At 43.9% G+C, this 18,393-nt stretch carries 18 protein-coding genes; 5 read left to right on the forward strand and 13 right to left on the reverse strand.

Annotation, left to right across the window (positions count from 1 at the left end):
* Positions 1-24: 24 nt before the first annotated feature.
* The 7 genes from FY534_RS09900 to FY534_RS09930 all read right to left on the reverse strand — a co-directional run bounded on the left by FY534_RS09900 (position 25) and on the right by FY534_RS09930 (position 6,680).
* The gene (locus tag FY534_RS09900) at positions 25-810 is read right to left on the reverse strand and encodes an IclR family transcriptional regulator (protein ID WP_238413492.1); all 786 of its coding nucleotides are present in this window, start codon (positions 808-810) and stop codon (positions 25-27) included.
* Between the two features lie 361 nt (positions 811-1,171).
* Positions 1,172-2,331 (reverse strand): IS3 family transposase gene (locus tag FY534_RS09905; RefSeq protein WP_255567365.1). Its coding sequence is split into 2 segments (ribosomal slippage): positions 1,172-2,073 and positions 2,073-2,331, totalling 1,161 coding nucleotides; the frame shifts between segments, so codons are not numbered across the junction.
* Between the two features lie 17 nt (positions 2,332-2,348).
* Entirely contained in the window at positions 2,349-2,801 is a 453-nt protein-coding gene (locus FY534_RS09910; RefSeq protein ID WP_238413493.1) for a transposase, read from the reverse strand.
* A 163-nt stretch (positions 2,802-2,964) separates the two neighbouring features.
* Positions 2,965-3,333: an LbetaH domain-containing protein gene (locus FY534_RS09915; RefSeq protein ID WP_238413494.1), complete on the reverse strand. Its 369-nt coding sequence runs from the start codon at positions 3,331-3,333 to the stop codon at positions 2,965-2,967.
* 9 nt (positions 3,334-3,342) lie between these two features.
* Positions 3,343-4,101 carry a nucleotidyltransferase family protein gene (locus tag FY534_RS09920; RefSeq protein WP_203114453.1) on the reverse strand — a complete coding sequence of 253 codons (759 nt, stop codon included), beginning with the start codon at positions 4,099-4,101 and terminating at the stop codon, positions 3,343-3,345.
* Positions 4,102-4,811: 710 nt separating this feature from the next.
* On the reverse strand, positions 4,812-6,014 hold the full coding sequence (locus tag FY534_RS09925) for a transposase (RefSeq protein WP_203114185.1): 1,203 nt from the start codon (positions 6,012-6,014) through the stop codon (positions 4,812-4,814).
* Between the two features lie 105 nt (positions 6,015-6,119).
* Positions 6,120-6,680, reverse strand: a complete 561-nt coding sequence (locus tag FY534_RS09930) for a hypothetical protein (RefSeq protein ID WP_203114454.1) — start codon at positions 6,678-6,680, stop codon at positions 6,120-6,122.
* 185 nt (positions 6,681-6,865) lie between these two features.
* Between FY534_RS09930 and FY534_RS09935 the strand changes: the two genes are divergently transcribed.
* Positions 6,866-7,144, forward strand: a complete 279-nt coding sequence (locus FY534_RS09935) for a 3'-5' exonuclease (RefSeq protein ID WP_203114455.1) — start codon at positions 6,866-6,868, stop codon at positions 7,142-7,144.
* 88 nt (positions 7,145-7,232) lie between these two features.
* Here the strand turns inward: FY534_RS09935 and FY534_RS09940 are convergent, their stop codons facing one another.
* The 6 genes from FY534_RS09940 to FY534_RS09965 form a co-directional block, all read right to left on the reverse strand.
* The gene (locus FY534_RS09940; protein ID WP_203114456.1) at positions 7,233-7,547 is read right to left on the reverse strand and encodes a glycoside hydrolase family 15 protein; all 315 of its coding nucleotides are present in this window, start codon (positions 7,545-7,547) and stop codon (positions 7,233-7,235) included.
* Complete coding sequence (locus FY534_RS09945; RefSeq protein WP_238413495.1) at positions 7,519-8,445, reverse strand: hypothetical protein; 927 nt, start codon at positions 8,443-8,445, stop codon at positions 7,519-7,521. Before FY534_RS09945 ends, FY534_RS09940 begins: the two co-directional genes overlap by 29 nt.
* Before the next feature lie 226 nt (positions 8,446-8,671).
* The gene (locus FY534_RS09950) at positions 8,672-10,063 is read right to left on the reverse strand and encodes an APC family permease (RefSeq protein WP_203114458.1); all 1,392 of its coding nucleotides are present in this window, start codon (positions 10,061-10,063) and stop codon (positions 8,672-8,674) included.
* A 115-nt stretch (positions 10,064-10,178) separates the two neighbouring features.
* Positions 10,179-11,141, reverse strand: a complete 963-nt coding sequence (locus tag FY534_RS09955) for an NAD(P)H-dependent flavin oxidoreductase (RefSeq protein ID WP_370541529.1) — start codon at positions 11,139-11,141, stop codon at positions 10,179-10,181.
* Positions 11,142-11,276: 135 nt separating this feature from the next.
* A complete protein-coding gene (locus FY534_RS09960) occupies positions 11,277-11,909 on the reverse strand; it encodes a trimeric intracellular cation channel family protein (RefSeq protein WP_203115590.1) in 633 nt (210 codons plus the stop codon).
* Positions 11,910-12,047: 138 nt separating this feature from the next.
* A complete protein-coding gene (locus tag FY534_RS09965; RefSeq protein ID WP_072873424.1) occupies positions 12,048-13,484 on the reverse strand; it encodes an NAD-dependent succinate-semialdehyde dehydrogenase in 1,437 nt (478 codons plus the stop codon).
* A 391-nt stretch (positions 13,485-13,875) separates the two neighbouring features.
* On the opposite strand from FY534_RS09965, the gene FY534_RS09970 reads away from it, so the two are divergent.
* The 4 genes from FY534_RS09970 (at position 13,876) to FY534_RS09985 (ending at position 18,386) form a co-directional block, all read left to right on the forward strand.
* Positions 13,876-15,240, forward strand: a complete 1,365-nt coding sequence (locus tag FY534_RS09970; protein ID WP_072873425.1) for an APC family permease — start codon at positions 13,876-13,878, stop codon at positions 15,238-15,240.
* A 271-nt stretch (positions 15,241-15,511) separates the two neighbouring features.
* Positions 15,512-16,222: a FadR/GntR family transcriptional regulator gene (locus FY534_RS09975; protein ID WP_072873426.1), complete on the forward strand. Its 711-nt coding sequence runs from the start codon at positions 15,512-15,514 to the stop codon at positions 16,220-16,222.
* Positions 16,219-16,968 (forward strand): (Fe-S)-binding protein, encoded by a 750-nt coding sequence (locus tag FY534_RS09980; RefSeq protein WP_072873427.1) that lies wholly within the window; start codon positions 16,219-16,221, stop codon positions 16,966-16,968. The genes FY534_RS09975 and FY534_RS09980 overlap by 4 nt, the downstream gene beginning before the upstream one ends.
* Positions 16,965-18,386, forward strand: a complete 1,422-nt coding sequence (locus tag FY534_RS09985; RefSeq protein ID WP_203114459.1) for a LutB/LldF family L-lactate oxidation iron-sulfur protein — start codon at positions 16,965-16,967, stop codon at positions 18,384-18,386. The genes FY534_RS09980 and FY534_RS09985 overlap by 4 nt, the downstream gene beginning before the upstream one ends.
* Positions 18,387-18,393: the final 7 nt, after the last annotated feature.

The following is an 18,393-nucleotide window of genomic DNA, read 5'->3' on the forward strand; positions in this document are numbered from 1 at the left end:
CATACATCCTACTGAGGCAACGCTTTACCCATTTAAACGTTCTAGCTGGCTCTCTCTTTCTGGATAGCCAAGTAAGCACGAACATTCTTTGGCAGCTTGACGTACACTCATCGTTAGATTAGGTAAGCGTTCGTCAGAAAAATGACTTGTCAGTCCTGCTATACTTAATCCAGCTACCACTTCTCCCAAATGATTAAAAATTGGGGCAGCAACCGCTGAGGTATCATCTACCAGTTCAGCGTGGCTGATGGTATAGCCGACTCGTCGGGATTCTATAATGGTCATTTGCAAGTCTTGAATTTTTGTGATAGTGCCACTAGCAAATGGGCGAAGTTTAACATGCCTCAAGTATTCTGCCACTTCTTCATCCGGTAAAAAGGATAATAGAACTCGTGGGCAAGCACCTGCGTAAAGTGGAACGCGATCGCCCGGACGTTGATGATAAATTCGGACTGGATGAACTGCTTCCACTTTCTCTATGTAGACACCCTCTAATCCTTCTCGAACAATTAAATTAACCGTCTCCCCTAACTGATGACTCAATTGACGCATAACTGGCAATACCAAATCGCGAATATTCAGTCTCCCCAAGACAAGCTGCCCATAGTGCACAAAAAGCAAGCCAAGTTCATAACGACTGTCTTTACGTCGGGATATCCATCCCATACTTTGCAACGAACTTACCATACGATAGACAGTTGTTTTTGGTTGTCCCAACATTTCTACGATTTCTGTCAGAGTAAGACTTTCGTACTGTTCAAAGAGTCGCAATACCTCCATGGATTTGATAAGCGTTTGATTTTGATGCAAGCCCCTCCCTCCAATCGTTCCGAAATACGGAACACAAATTCCGATATTCGGTTCTGATATCAGAAATATTAGAATTCATAAAAAAGATTGTCAAGTAGAGCTTGTCAATCCATCAAAAACGGGGCTGTCCCAAAAGCGGTTGATGGTGTTAAGTCAAGTTTGTGGACACCCCAAAACCGAGAATGTTGTTCAATGTGCACGGATCGGCGTCGATATTGGCGGTCAGGGCTTGACATGGAGCCTCTGCGGGCATGACTTCGCGTTTTGTGCAGCCGAGCGACGCTCGCCCTCGTAAAGCCTGCCAGGCTATCATGCCCGCTTCTCCACATCAAGCCCTTCGGTATGAGCGGTTATCTCGTCCTCAACCCGTATTCGCAAAATAACACCGCTCCCATTCGTCCGGGGTATGGTATCCGATGGATGCGTGGATTCGCTTTCGGTTGAACCAGACTTCGATGTACTCAAAAATCCGCTGGATGGCCTCCGCACGCGTTTTGAATCGCTCCAGATAGATGAGTTCCCGCTTGAGAACGCTGTGAAAGGATTCCATGCAGGCATTGTCATAACAGTTTCCCTTTCGACTCATGCTTGGCACCATACCATACGCTCGTAGGCGATCTTGATACTCGTGCGACGCGTATTGGCTACCGCGATCCGAATGATGGAGCGTGACACATCCTTCTCTGCGCCGTCCTCGTCGATAGGCCTGATCAAGTGCGTCCAAGCAAAGTTCTTTCGTCATGCGTGCATCCGCACGCCATCCGACGATCTTTCGAGTATACAAGTCCTCCACGCTCGCCAGATACACCCACCCCTCGTCGGTCGGGATGTACGTGATATCGGCCATGTACACCTGACCGGGATGCTCCGTCACAAAGCGTTGGTCGAGCACGTTCTTGTGCACAGGATACGTGTGTTGCGACGCCGTGGTGGCCTTGTGCTTGCGCACCGTCCGGCTTCGGAGGCCGTGTTCTTTCATCCAACGCGCCACGGTCTTTTGAGCAATGCGTTCTCCTTCTCGACGAAGAAGTGCCGTAATCTTCGGACTGCCGTACAAGCGCCTGGACTCCACAAACAACTCGTGAATCCGTCGAATCAAGCGCTTGCGTCGCTTCGCACGTTGGCTTTCCGGGCGTTTGCACCAGGCGTAATACCCGCTCCGAGAAACCCGTAGGAGTTGGCACATCTTCTGAACCGAAAGCTCGGAGCGGTGTGCATGGATCCAAGCGAAGGCTACTTCCGGTCGTGCGTGAAGATGCGCACAGCTTTTTTTAAGATCTCGTTCTCCTCGCGCAAACGTCGGTTTTCCCGCTCCAAATCGCGTTGGGCTTGTGCATCCGGGCGCAGGTGTCCACTTCCAACAAAGGGGTGATCGGGATCCTCACGATACTTGGCGATCCACCCATACAAGCTCTTCGGGGAAATCCCGAGATCACGAGCCACTTCGCTCGCCGGTCTGTCACTCTCGAGCGCCAACTCTACTGCGTGCAGTTTAAATTCTTTGTCGTACTTCTGTGTCACAAGGGCTCACCTCGAATTCAACTTATTTTTACATTCTCGATTCGCCCTGTCCACAGTTTGATCCTAACATCATTCTCCAGCTTGACGTATCCCTCTTCAACCAGTAGTTCTAGTACGCCGGTGAAGATTTTCTCCAAAACGTCCTTCATGCGTTCCGTTCTGAATCTGTTAATCGTCCGGAAGTCCGGTGTTTGTCTTCCAGCTAACCACATGAACGGCACGTTCTCTCGAACAGCTTTGGCGATTTGGCGAGAGGAATATATACGTTGTGTATAGGCATAAATCACAATTTTGGTCATCATTTTGGGATGGTAACTATCCCGACCGCCGCCAGGGTAAGCCGTTTTAAAAATGGTGTCATCTAGGCGGTTAACGGCTGTGTTTACCACCCGAGAGATGTGACCAGGGGGAATGTCTAACTCCAAATCCATTGGGAGGTATTGCTGATCCATGTTATACTCAATAAACAAAGAAATCGCTCCTTTGGTGTTTTGGTTGCTCACACTTCCATTTTACCAAAAGGCGATTTCTTTTTGTTTACACCAAAGGGGCTATCCCTCAGTCATCTACGATGACTTTTGGGACAGCCCCATTTTTATCGAGTATGGATTCCTATGCATAGTTCTATCTGTGTTAAACTGAACTTGGTACTTGCCAGAACTCTTGCAATTGACTTGAATCTGCAGATAAGGAAGACTTTGACCAACCTGCCCGTTTCCCTGTACTCGTTATTCCTCGACTACCTTTACTCGCACAAATTGTGCCGCCCAACAGTATGACACCTGGTTCAATTTTTGTCCCATCCCCGAGCATAGAACCGGAGATAACGGACGAATCACCAATTTCCACTTGATTCCATACGATGCTATTTGCAATTTGAACACTCTTTCCAATCATTGTTTTATGTCCGATCACGGTATATGGTCCAATTTGCCCTTTTGACTGAATGATCGTACCATCACCAATAAATGCTGGACCATTCAACTTGACATCAGTATGCAATTGAACATTCTAACCCATCCAAACACCGTTTCTCAAATATTCTCCACCTACTCGAAGTGAAGTTTTGCCGCTTAACATGTCAATCTGAGTTTGTCTGTATTGATGAAGGCTACCAACATCTGACCAATATCCGTCTAAAGAATATCCATAAAAAGGTGCATTTTCTGCAACGAGACGAGGAAATAATTCTTTTCCAAAGTCGTAAGAAACATTGTTCGGTATCCAATTCAGAATTTCTTTTTCAAACACATAAATTCCAGTATTTACGGTATTGGTGAATATTTCGTTTGATTTTGATTTTTCAAGAAAATGCAAAATTTTCCCATCGCTTTGTGTTAAAACAACACCGAAATCACAAGGTGATTCGACTTGCGTCAAAATTATAGTTGCCAGTGCCCTCTTATTCTCATGAAAAGCCATAGCTTCGCTTAGATTGAAGTCTGTCAAAGCATCCCCGCTGATAACAAGAAATCGTTCGTCGAGAAATTCTTTGGCATTCAGCACGCCACCAGCTGTTCCCATAGGTTTATGCTCTTCAAAATAGTGCAGGCGTACGCCGTACTTCGAACCGTCCCCCAAATAATCCCGAATTACACTTGACAGATATTGAATTGTTATAGCAATCTCAGTAATTCCATGCTCTTTCAACAACTGAAGTGTATATTCAATACAGGGACGTCCCAATAATTGCACCATGGGTTTGGGAAATCGCGCCGTCAACGGACGTAATCTCGTTCCTTTGCCACCAACCATGATTACCGCTTTCATCAGCAACCCAACCTTTCCACTCACGCAATACTTCGCAATATATATCTGAGGTGCTCTTCGCAATTTGATCCCAGTTAAACTTTTGTATTTGAAGACTAGGTGTGCGCTATTTGACGCACACGTTTCTAATATGTTTTTTACAGCTTCGCTGACACCGGGGGACTAGAACTATATAATTATTCTTCTCAATATGGATGGGACGTTCTGTCAAATGGAATGTACAATGCTCTATACCAGTTGGGAGACTATACGCCAGTTTGGGCTACAAGTAAATATACTACAAATAATCTATTCGGAAGCGAAAGCAACCCGTACCCTTCAACAGTTTCCGGAAGTGGATTAGTCTACCTTATTCAAGTACATGGGTTACAAGAGTATGACTACGTATATAGTGGCTAAAAATATATAACAATAGGAGATACTATTTGGAGTCTTGAATGAAACCAAATAGTATCTCTTATTATGTTTTAGATTCCTTAGTTTTTGATTGGAGATAGGTAGGATTGGAGAATTGAAAAGAATCTAAAACATATGAAGCTAATTTTTTATAATCAGCTTTGTTGGGAATAATAATAGATGAGCGTTTTGCAGAATTGCATTTCTCTTTGAAGTGAAAAAAGAAACAGTACTAGTCTGAGGGCTATTATTTACTTTTTTTGTTTGTGTTGTCTAGATTTTCACATACCTTTACCAATAACAGAGTGCCAAGATTAAGCCGTCTTCAGTGAACTTGCCGTCGCATGTACCGCTAGTGCAGAAGCAAGTAGAATAATCGCATTGAGGTAGACGTATGTGGTGACCTTCTCAATACCCCGGACATGCGTGTCGTTGGCTGTAAGATTTTCTTTCAGCCGAGAATTACATCGCTCCACGGACGTTCGCTCCTTGTAGAGTTCCATCCAACCCCGCGTGTTTCGGTGTGGATTGGCGTATCGCCTTACATCGTCGGTGATGCTCTTCTTGACCACCATTCCGTAGTTGGAGTCCGAGCAAGCAGCAGTCCCAAGCGGGCAGTCAACCTTGCCTACTGCATGTGGACAACGGAACTTTAATCGGTCACCGTCGGCTCCCCAATAAACCATGTCGTAACCCATGGAGCAACGAGGTGTCCCATCGGATGTCATGCCTGCAGGTGGTTCCTTTTCTCCACGCTTATTGAGTGCAATGATTGCTTGCGCACCATAACCACGGGCAGCTTCGTAGTTTTTCACCTGGTCGTACCCGGCATCCATCATGACGTATTTGACCTTCCAACCGTAGTTTTCGACGACATCTTTCATGAGCGGAATCGCCATCTCACCATCATAAATATGAGCGGGTGTGACTTCTAAGGCTACCGGTAACTCGCTGGAGGTATCCACAGCGAGATGAATTTTGTACCCGAACCACGTGAGCTTATTGCCAAATGTGTCGTACTTGGCACCCCAGTTGGCATTACCTGTTTCTTGGCTACGCGATTTCGGTTGCTTCTTCTCATAGGCACCAATCGCTGTACTGTCAATGGCGAGGTGACTTCCATCGATGATTCCAGCCTCTTTGCACTGACTGACCAGGTCAATGAAGAGTGCCTTGGCAAGATCTTTATCCACTACAGCCTTGAAGACTCGACTGAGTGTGGCAATTGACGGTGCGGATTCATCTAACCGAAACCCGCATTGGTACCGGAACCGCAAGTCGCTAACCAAACGTTTGTGCAACTTGGTAAAGGTTGAAATCCCCTCAAGCGGAGCAGCGAGCAACGCTCGTAAAATCGCTTCACGGTTGATAGGCTTTGCACCCTGGGGTGATGAATTTCGTAACTTTGCGGCATACGGCTGAAGATCCAGAGCAGAAAAGAACAGTTCAAGTCGTTCACTGGGTTCGATTTCTAGCCACTCTTCAAAGGAAAACAGGGACTTTTGGAGAAGATACAAGTGGACTTCCCTCCTAGGAGAATTTTGGGTTTGGTCACTTGAAATCTTCTCCAAGTTGGGGTGAAGTCCTTTTTCATGCTCTGAAATCCTTTGTCCCACAAGGGCTTATGAATCTGCAAAACGCTCAGATAATTCAGCACGTGTATACTCACCATAATCTGATTTAGTAATTTCTAAAACATTATTTTTTTCAAGTTGATATTCAAGCAATGTAAATCCATAGGAGGTTTTGAATGGTTTATATAAAAGGACATTCTCACTTTTTTTGGGCACATAATCTTTTAAAGACTGATAGGATACGGGTACAACATTGTAACTACCTACAGCTAAAATCAATGCATCGTGAGATACATTATTCCAACCTAAATCATTAGAGAATGATTTTGATATAAATTTTGTAGCTTCTAAACCATCTCTATCCGTTGGTTGCGCTCCAATTTTCCAGCCATTATTATCAGGGAAATCGATTGAAAAACCATATGCCTGATTATGATAGAATTTACATTTGAATTTTGGATAATGAATATTCTTCACTTGTTGATGATTGGTTAAAGAATTGTCAATGCTCTTTACATCGCTAAAGCTTGGATGAGTCCCACACCCGGTCACGGTCAAACACGTCAATGCAAGCATAAACGCCGTCAGTCCCCAGATTCGTTTTTGCACAAAAACCACCCCTAGTTTCGATTGTTCACCTGTATAGACGTACCCGCTACACACTTTGTGACAGGAGCATTTTTCCATCCACACGGTATATCTTCGTGACCGTAGAACAAGCTTTGTCATCATCGGACGTGCTTACCCCAACATCCTATTTTGGTTACAATCTCCAAAAACGGAAGTGAACCTACATGCGTATACAGGATAAACGCTTTGTGATGCTGGATACAGAGACGACAGGTCTAGACCCAACCATCCATCGGATTGTGGACATTTCACTGGTCGAGTTGAGCAAAAACGGCATTCGCCGACTCTATCAGACGCTTGTCAATCCCCAACAAACGATATCGCCGGAAGCTTCGGAAATGCATCACATCACCAATCGACAGGTCAAAGACAAACCCACGTGGGAAGAAGTGTGGCCAACCATTCTGACGCATATCCAGGACGCTGTAAGGGCGGGCCCATAATGCCAATGGCTCCCCGGCGGGGTTTGCTTTCATATACGACTTTGCTACAGCATGAGGGGGGGAGTGCAAGGTGGGCGGGATTTGACATTCACGGGAAAGCTGTTTCATCTAACTGTTGACCAGTCCAGTAAGGACTCCCGTCCAACCAGGCATTCTGTGGAAAAGAACCGTCTTGCCTTTGCAAAACTTCATCCAAATAAGCCAGAACTCGTTGAGCTGTTGGATAATCACCAATTAAAACCAGTGCAGACGCCACTTCACACAAATCACGCGGCCAAATCAGATGATAGCCTCCTATGGGTCGATCTGCCGGTAAATGTGTACCCCACGGAATGCTTAATGAAGCGACAATAGCACCCGGTTGCTGCTTATCTTCATGCGCCCGTATGACCGGCAGCCGCATAATACTGTTGACGATGAGCGACGATTGGCGGTCGTAAATTCTTAACGTATGCACGCCAGCCTTGTTCGTATTGGTTCTTCAAGTCCGAAAAGGAATATGACAACGATTCGTCTAACATTTGTTTGGCAATATCCATTTGCTGAGCAAAACTAAGAGCAAGTGTAAGACTAGAAAAAGAACCGTCCCCATCCCATTGAATCATACCAAGATGTACAACATTACCACCTATCAAACCGCATTGAGATGGAAACTCAAATAATCTCCGCGAAGAAGCAAAAGTATCCCATGCTCTACCATCCATGACTGTCACACGTTGAAAAGAGGGTGTCGCACCAATGGTAAGGGAAAAGTTACAGTCCCAAGCTGCAAGAAGAGACCCACACTTTGCTAACTGTACAGTAGCAACATCATCCAGACTATTCCCGCCTAAAATAGGTTTGGCGCAAACCCAGAGCTGATAGTCCCGAACTGTACCTACTAAAGCCTCAAATTGAATGTGCACCAACACAGTATCTCGACCGGGATCGGCAATCCATTCTTTCCTTATCTTATACTTTCCGTTTTTTGCCGTGTTGATTTGCTCATAAAGAAGTGCGTCTTCTTTCACGAGACGTGTTTCATGATACATATCTTCAAGTTCTCGATCGATAAATGAGGAACCGTCCGTTACCCATAGTTCAAGCTGCTGTAACTGTGGATGGGCTACATCTGGATAATATACTTCAGTTAAAACTCCATCCGTTAATGTAAACCATACATGAGATGGACATTGACCGTCTTCGGGCTGGTGAATAGCCGTTCCAATTCCGTTTTTGGCCGCTGAAGTCCAATTGAACGCTGTTCTCTGAACATTTCGGTCGTTGAATATAAAAGAATTTGACAGTCCTTCACTGCACATGCCGCCATCACCCCTCATCATCATTCACATCAAACCCGTTCTTTTGGAGTGGCGATTTCCTTTCATCTTTTGCGTTTAGTCATCCATATTCAACTCCGCTCTATTCTGCGAAGTCTGGCTTGTACCATTTATCATTCCATTCTCCCCTGCTTGATGGCTTCAAATAAAAAAAGAGCGAATCTATCGCTCTTCAACAGACTTTAATAAAACTTAGCGCCACAATGAATTAGACTGTAAATTTCCCAGGTTTAGCAATTTGATCTGGCGATTGACGCACAATAAAAATCCAGCCAAGGATGAGCCAAACGAGAGTGACGATTGGAGCCAAGATGACAGGATAAACCATTGGTACGAGCGTGAAATAAATACCAAATAAAACGAGTATGCTCGCCAAGCTAGGGATAATTCCGTGCCAAATCAAACGAAATTCACGTAATCGCAGATAATACATTGTAACCGCCAAATTTGCTAGTAAATGCCCTACATAGAGTGCTACACTCGAAATCGTAACCATTACTAAAAATCCGTTGAAAGGACCAAAAATAGCCGCAAAAACAATTGTGACGAGTGTGGCAACCAACATCATCCAGTGAACTGCAACATATGGAGAGCGATTTCTTTGATGAATTCGTGAAAACGAAGACGGAAAAATCACTCCATCACGAGCATAAGCATACAGCATCCGTACGGCAGAATTTGCTGGTGCCAAAGCTCCCGCAAGAAAACTGTTAATCACAAAAAGAGCCAGGATAACAGCCCAAATAATTCCAAAATGATCCATAACTAATTCCACGCCCGGTACGGAAGCATTGGCAAACGAAGTCATCTTATCAGGACCCCAAGAAACCGTTTGTGCATAAGCAAGAAGTACAAAAAGTACCCCTACAAACGCAAAACTTGTCAGTACCGCGCGAGTAATGGTACGCTGCGGTGATTGAGTTTCTTCTCCAAGAGCGACGGCACCACTCGAACCCGACATGGAAAAAAGGGCAAGAATCATACCAATACCCACACCACTCCAACCATTTTTAGCTAGATGCGGCGTGATAAAGACCGTTCCTGTGTTATGTGAGCCTGCTACAATTATCAATCCTATGCCAATCACGAGCAAATAGATAATTTCCAATGTGCCGGTGGATAAACTGTACTTGAGTGAAGGTTTAATACCGGCCCATGCAAAATAATAAGTAAAACCGATAAAACCTAGTGTGATAAGATAGCCAATCCATTGTGGCATAACTATATGAAAGAGAAGCTGAATCAGCCCCGGGATAAAAACAGCACCAGCAAACAGCGATCCATTCGTCACAACTGTAAAATAAGAAAGTATGAAGAGCCAACCTGTCAAAATACCGTAGCGTGGCCCTACTCCATGACTGGCGTAGGCATAAAATCCACCTGCACTAGCCAATTTCCTAGAAAATTGTACAGTTGTGTTAATAGAAAAAGCAGCTGCTATAAATCCAATAATGTAAGTCAGGGGTAAGGCTCCTTGTGCATATACGGCTGCACCTGTCATTGTAGCAGCCATAGCTCCAGCCGGAGAAACGAGCGAGATAGATTGGTAGGCTAATTGCCAAAAACCAACTGCACTTCTATCTAATTCATGTTTTGCCATTCTACTCCTCCCCTTAATCCACTGGCATGAAAGATTTTGAAATGACTACACCTCCTCTTTTTGGATATATATGCTGAAGAAAAAAACTAAGGACAAAATTCATATACCCTTTATCCTAGACAGGAAAATTCATTTTCTCGATCCGTTTCAAAGCGAAACCAGCAGTGGATAACATCTCTTCAAACAATTCTGCAACTGTTGGCACGTTATGAATTAACCCCATAGATTGTCCTGCCCATGCATATCCCTCATTCAATCGACCTTCAATAATGGCTTTACGATTTCTTTCCCCTGAAATCAGCGGATAAATATCTTCTTGTGTAGTTCCCTTTCTTTCTTCTTCCAATATTTTTTCTACCCATAATGAAGGCAGTACACGTCCAGGCATATTCAATGAACGTTTGATAATCACAGTATCTTCCTCGCCACCCTGCACAATAGCTTCCTTGTACGCATGATGAGCTATGCATTCTTGGGTGGCAATAAATCGAGTTCCCATTTCAATACCGTCCGCTCCAAGCGCAAGTGCAGCCAGAAAACCACGTCCGTCAGCAATACCACCGCTAGCGATAACTGGAATACGAACTGATTCTACTACACGAGGAATAAGCACAAAGGTTCCCGTGTCAACACGGCCAATGTGTCCTCCTCCTTCTTGCCCAACCGCCATCACAGCATCTGCACCAAGTGCTTCCGCTTTTTGAGCTTGACGAACTGAGCTAACCAAAACCAATCTTTTAATGGACGTATCTGCCAATCTTTTTAATATGGGTTCTGGATTTCCTGCTGTAAGAGAAACTGCAGCTACTTGTTCCTCAATCACAACCTCAACCATGGCATCGATTGACTTGTGCTGACTAATAGCAAGATTTACGCCAAAAGGTCGTTCCGTGGCAGACTTCGTTTTGCGTATTTCTCTCCTCAAATCTTCTGCGGAAGACAAGGAGGTTGCGGTAATCTGTCCCAGACCTCCAGCCTTCGAAACTGCAACAGCCAATTCGGAATAGGCTAAATTGGCAAGCCCTCCTTGAATAATGGGAATTTGAATGCCAAGCAATTCTGTCACTCGCGTTTTCAACCGTCTCATCCTTTTTGAATAGAATTGGTTCTAACGTTATCAATTGATTTCCAAGCTATCATTAACATAGATTAAGAAAAAATGTTATTCCATCTCAGCAAAGAGTCATTCTGCAATGAAACTCTGAACCACTTTTTACTCTATTCCACTCTCAACCTGGTCTTGAGGATTGGACAACCACTTCTGAGGCAAGTGCCAGCCAAAACGCAGCGAAACAATGCGTAAAACAGCTACTATAACAAATAATACATATTGTAAGGCAGCATTCGGTACAAGTCCCAAGCCTACACAAGCTCCGGCTGCCAAAGCCCACAAAGCATAAATTTCCGATTGAAATACCAGTGGTTTGCGACGGGCAAGGACATCTCGCAAGATTCCTCCACCAATTCCTGTCATGACTGCTGCAAGCAATGTTGTCGTCAAAGTGCTGTGTGCGTCATGCGCATAGATTGCTCCTTCTATAGCAAAAGCAGATAGACCCAAAGCGTCAAAAAAGCCGCCCATCCTTTTCCAGTGGCGTAACCAGTGATAAGGCAGGAAAAAAATCAACAAAATAGTCAGAGTAGCCGTAAGAAACAGTCCTGGTTGATGCCATATATTCGCTACAGGCAAACCTATAATAAGATTTCGTATCATGCCACCGCCAAAGGCGGTCACAAAACCGAGTACAAACACACCCAGTAGATCAAATTGTTCTTCTATTGCTACTACTGAACCACTGATCGCAAATGAGATAGTACCTATGATATTCAAAACTTCCCAGACGATATAAATCCCCCCACAATAAAAGAGAAGCAGCACTTTTCATGCCGCCTCAACTATCATTTGATTCAGCCGCCTGTTCGCAACAACTTCTTCATCCATTGGTGAACATCCCTATCGAATTTTAACTGTTCAATCGATCCATCATAAACCGACTGACAAATATTTGATGTCTAAATATTCTTCAATTCCATATTTACTTCCTTCTCTTCCAAGTCCTGATTCCTTGACACCACCAAACGGAGCTTGCGCAGTAGACGGCATGCCGTCATTTGCTCCCATAATCCCATATTCCAATTGCTCAGCCATTCTAAACAGGCGGCCAACATCACGAGTAAAGAAGTAAGCTGCCAGTCCATAGCGACTATCATTGGCACGAGCTATAACCTCTTCTTCGGTCGCAAAAGAAGTAATCGCGGCTACAGGTCCAAAGGTTTCCTCCTGCATAATGAGCATATCTTCTTTTACCTCTGATAAAACCGTTGGAGGATAAAAATACCCAGTAGTATTTTCTAAAGGCTTCCCACCAAGCCATAAACGTGCACCTTTCTGAACAGCGTTTTGAACATGCCGTTCCACTTTCTCCACTGCAGCAGGTTCGATGAGCGGCCCCACAGATATTCCTTCCTGCAAGCCATTGCCCACTTTCATCTGACTCATTTTCTCTACCATTTTTTTGACAAACTGCTCAAGAATGTCCTGATGAACGTAAAATCGATTTGCTGAAACACATGTTTCTCCCATACCGCGCATTTTACAAAGTACCGCGTTTTCCACTGCAGCGTCGAGATCGGCATCGGGAAAAACAATGAACGGCGCATGTCCACCTAATTCAAGTGAAATCCGTTTCATGGTATCGGCTGCTTGGCGCATTAAAATTTTCCCGACTTCTGTTGACCCTGTGAATGAAATTTTTCGTACTCGAAAATCACTCATGATGGCTTCACCTAGCTGAGAAGCGTCGCTGCCAACAACTACAGAAAGTACCCCTTTGGGTAATCCGGCTTCCTCAAAAATGCTAGCCATTTCTAGAGCAGTCAATGGGGTCAGTTCGGAAGGTTTCACAATCATCGTACAACCAGCAGCAAGCGCAGGTCCAAGTTTCCGTGTAATCATAGCAGCAGGAAAATTCCATGGTGTAATGGCGGCAGAAATACCGACAGGACGTTTGATTACCAAAATCCGTTTGCTAGCCGAACTGGACGGAACGAGATCGCCATAAATTCTTTTTGCTTCTTCAGAAAACCATTCTAAAAATGATGCGGCATAAGCAATTTCTCCGCGCGCTTCAGCCAGCGGCTTACCTTCCTCACTGGTTAAAATTTTAGCCAACTTGTCTATCCGCTGCCGCATCAAATGAGCCGCCTCCAGAAGGATTTTGGAGCGTTCAGAAGCCACAGTATTTCCCCATTCAGGCTGCACTTTCTCGGCAGCGTTGACAGCTAATGCAATATCTTCAGCAACCGCATCTGGAACTTGTGCAATCACTTCCTCTGTTGCAGGGTCGATTACGTTCATCCAACGCTTCGAAACAGATTCTTTCCACTCGCCACCAATAAATAATGAATAGGTAGATTTCATGAGTTAGCACCTCGCCTTGTAAAAAAATAGAAAGTTGATTTTATGTTTTTCCTGGGCTCAAATGAAAGAATACATTGATGATGTTATATAGTGCTTATGTCTCTCATTCCATGATAACGCAATTATCGGGCTTGTAAAAATTGAGCAGTTTGATGTGCATTGAAAGATTCCCATTCTTTCTAAGCTTCAGCATTCGATATAATAAAAACTCAAATATTTGCATAATTATATTAAAATAAAAAAAATCAAACAGCTGAAGTACGGAGATAAAGACAAAAATCCTATGTTTTTGTTAGATTTTTAAAGCCTTAATACGTGATAGTGCTTTCATATCCATTGATTTTGATTTCATATATATGCATAATTATTCAATCGGAAAGGAGTGAAAACATTGTCCAAACCATCATCTAAAACATTGTATCAAGGACTGGGAATTGTCTTAGCAACAGCATTAGTGACGGGCAACATGATGGGTTCAGGAATTTTTATGTTACCAGCGACACTGGCACAAAAATCCAGCCCTGGTGCTATTCTTTTGGCTTGGATATTGACAGGAGCAGGTTCTCTATTGCTTGCTTTGTCTTTTGCAAAATTAGGCACTCGGTATCCACGCAGCGGCGGTCCATACGAGTTTTCTCGACAGGCTTTTGGTGGATTTACAGGCTTTCTTAATGCCTGGCTTTATTGGAATGGATCCTGGATTGGCAATGTTGCAGTCATTTTGGCCATTGCCAGTTATACAAGCAGTTTCTGGCCAGCTTTACAAACGTCTCATTGGTTAGGTTTTCTATTCACAAGTTCTATACTATGGATTTTCACTATCATTAATTTGCTTGGTGTACGTCTAGCCGGCAAAGTACAGACGGTGATTACCATTTTCGAGGTCCTATTGTTCTTAGGTTTTATTGCCGTTGCATCAATTCATTTCAACGCTAACAATCTTTTACCTTTGTTCCCTGTTCACAAAGGGCTCAGTACCACATCTAACGCGGCATCCTATACTTTATGGGCATTTATAGGTTTAGAGAGCGCTACTGTTGCAGCAGGTGAAATTCGCAATCCGAAAAAGAATGTAGCTCGAAGCACAATCGCTGGCATTGCCATTGCAACTTTACTTTATATGGCTATTAATCTATTTGCTATGGGTGCTATGAATGAAACACAATTAGCCAATAGTAGCGCTCCCATTGCAGATATTATGGAAAAATTTCTTGGTCATACAGTGGGTGAAATCATTACATTTGGGGCTATCATCAGTGTACTCGGGACCACTGTAGGATGGCTGCTTTCCACAGCAAGAGTAGCCTATGCTGCTGGCGAAGATGGTGTTTTTCCAAAGATTTTTGCCAAAGTGCACCCTACTTTCCATACACCTTATATGGCCCTCATCATTGGTTCTCTGCTGGCCAACTTGCTATTATTGATGAATTATACCAAAAGTCTCAGCTCAGCTTTTAATTTTGTAACCTTACTAGCCACACTTTCATATTTGCCTGTTTACGCCTTTACAGCAGCATCTGAAATTATGCTGGCACAGAGAACACAACAGAAAATAAAAATAGGAGGTTTCATACTGCGTTTTGCTGCACCTCTATTAGCCTTCATTTATACGATTTGGGCTATTTACGGATCGGGAGCACAAACTGTCATGTATGGTTTTCTGCTTATGCTCTCAGGAGTACCTTTTTATCTATATATGAATCGCAAACAAGCTTCCTTTAACCAAGAAAATACAAATCCTCTAGCTGATTTGTAAACTTTCATCCATCTGATTCATGTTTAATCCCCCATTCCACTTTCCACATGGATTGGGGGTTTTTTGTTGTCCTGTCAGCTTTCTTCTCCTAACACTTATCTATGATAAAAGAGGTGGATTGACAAAAATCGATTTGACAACCCGTCTGTACATCCTTGTATTGCATTCTTACTTTTACAATGTTATCCTTCAGTCATCAGATGACTAAATGACCGGATTTGTAGTTCGCCTTTTACCTGACTGAATCCATTCATGAAAGGATTTCTTCGCCTTGACACTCACTCCTGTTCAACAATCGAAAGCTTATGATTTGGTGACCGAACAGATAAAAAACGCTATTCTGGATGGAACCTTTCCTCCAGGTAGCCGTTTGCCTTCTTTAAAAACTCTTGCCCAATCACTTGGTGTTGGTCAAGCAGCCGTTCGGGAAGCCATCAGTGCTCTGCGTGCCATTCGATTGGTAGAAGTTCGCCAAGGAGATGGAACTTTTGTAGCTACGCTTGATACAAATGAGATTTCTAGAAGTGTTGAGCAGTTAGAAGAAAGTACGGCAAAAGATATTCAATCCTTGCTTGAACTTCGCATTTGGATTGAAACGGGCGCCGCCCATTACGCTGCTTTACGTCGAACTCGTCAACACTTGCTTGAAATGGAGCGCATCTTAGAGCAGATGGAGCAAGATGCTGGTCATGCAGAATTAGGAGAAACTTCAGACTGGGAGTTTCATTATGCAGTTAGTAAGGCTTCGCATAATCCCTACATGCAATCTCTAATGGAAACTATTGCAGAACGAGTTCAGTCAGCGCTATTGAAAAGCCGTCTAGCACTGTATCGAATTCCCGGCGAAGAACGGCGACTGATTGAGCAGCATCAAGCTATTTTCGAAGCGATTCAGGACGGCGATGGGGAGAAGGCAATGTTTGCCATGCAGCAACATCTTTTGCACGTGTCCATTCAACTGTCAGGAGGCGAAGTAGTTTGAAGGTCAGCTTATTCATTACTTGTATGGTTGACAGTATTTTTCCACAAGTAGGCGTATCTATGACGAAAATTCTTCAATCCCTAGGTTGTGAGGTTCTTTTTCCTTCTTCGCAAACCTGTTGTGGTCAACCCGCCTTTAACAGTGGATATAGTAAAGAAGCACGCAGTGTTGCCATCAGCATGATAAACGCATTCCAAGAATCTGATGTCATCGTCAGTCCGTCAGGTTCGTGCGTAGGTATGATAAGACACTTTTATCCAGAGTTATTTTCCGATTCTCCAGAATGGCATGAAAAAGCGTTATCTCTTGCAAATCGAACCTACGAATTCTCACAATTTCTCATTCAGATATTGAAAGTGGAAACATTAGGCGCTCGCTTCCCTTACACTGTAACCTACCACCCCTCTTGCCACGGATCACGCCTGCTTGGCATCGAAGACGAACCTATCCGTCTTTTAAAACAGGTCGAGGAACTGCAATTGATAGAATTGCCTTACGCTCAAGATTGCTGCGGATTTGGCGGAACGTTTGCCGTCAAAATGAGCGAAATTTCAGGTGCTATGGTAGAGGAAAAAACATCACATGTATTAGAAAGCGGAGCATCTGTTCTGGTGGGAACAGATATGGGTTGTCTTATGAATATTGGCGGTCGACTAAGCCGCAAGGGATCGAATGTGCGAGTTATGCATTTAGCCGAATTGTTATATGAAGGTAGGCAACTTGCCAAGGGAGTGGACGCACAGTGAAACATGCAAACTCTACTTCTCATCTGTCAGTGAAGGAACGAGCCAAAAACGCCGTGCAGGACGAATTTTTACGCAATGCTGTTCGATTTACGACTGATAGATTGCGTAACAGAAAGCAGGCTGTCACTGAGTCTTTTGGGCAATGGGAGGTATGGCGAGAACGCGGAGAGCAAATTCGTGCCCATACGATTGCCAATTTAGATGCTTACCTGGCTCAATTTATTGAACGTTTAGAAGCTGTCGGAGTACATGTCCATTTTGCAGTTGACAGCAGTGAAGCAACAGATGCAGTTCTTAGCATTATTCAATCCAAAAAAGCCCGCAAAGTTGTCAAATCCAAATCCATGGTTTCGGAAGAAATTCATATCAATCAACACCTTAAGGCCAATGGTATTACTGTAGTGGAAACTGATCTTGGTGAATATATCATTCAACTCGCAAAAGAAACACCTTCGCATATCATTATTCCTTCTATACACAAAAGCCGTGAACAAATTCGAGATTTATTTGAAAATGCTGGAGCAACTCAGTTGACTACAGAAACACGCGATTTGACAGCATTTGCTCGTCGCACACTGCGCTCCGAATTTCTCTCAGCCGAGATCGGCATTACTGGATGCAATTTTGGTATTGCCGAAACAGGTTCAGTTGTACTTTTTACTAACGAAGGCAATGCCGATATGGTCATGAATTTACCACCCACACATATTGTGCTCATGGGAATGGAGCGAATTTTGCCCACTCTAGCCGACTTAGAAGTCATGGCTCATCTGTTACCGAAAAGCGCTACAGGCCAAAATGTGATTACATACATGTCCATGTTGACAGGACCTAAACGTTCGGCCGATCGTGATGGTGCGACAGAGATGCACGTAGTCATCTTGGATAATGGCCGATCTCGTCAACTTGGAGATGAACAATTTCAAGCTGTCCTTCACTGTATCCGCTGTGGAGCCTGCTTAAATGTCTGCCCCGTATATCGACATATGGGTGGTCATGCCTACGGTTCTGTCTATCCTGGACCTATTGGAGCGGTGCTTTCACCCCTTCTGGAAAAAGGAGAACAATACAGCGATTTACCCTATGCATCAAGCCTTTGTGGTGCTTGTTTTGAAGCATGTCCTGTACGAATTCCATTGCATGATATGTTAGTTCAACACCGTCAAAAACTTGTTGCCTCAGGTCACGGAAACCCCTCAGAACGTATGGCATTTAAGAGATACGAAAATATATTTGCAAAACCCGGAAGATATCGACTCTCTATTAAAATGGCTCGGAAGTTTCTCTCACCACTTGCGAAAGAAGGAAAAATCCGTTCCTCTTTTGGCCCTTTAGCAGGCTGGACAAAAAGTCGTGACTTCCCTATGCTTCCCAAACAATCTTTTCGTGAAATATGGCCCTCTCTGAAAAGAGAATAGGATTCTA

Origin of the sequence: Alicyclobacillus sp. TC, assembly GCF_016804365.1 — a bacterium.
Classification (GTDB): domain Bacteria; phylum Bacillota; class Bacilli; order Alicyclobacillales; family Alicyclobacillaceae; genus Alicyclobacillus_I; species Alicyclobacillus_I tolerans.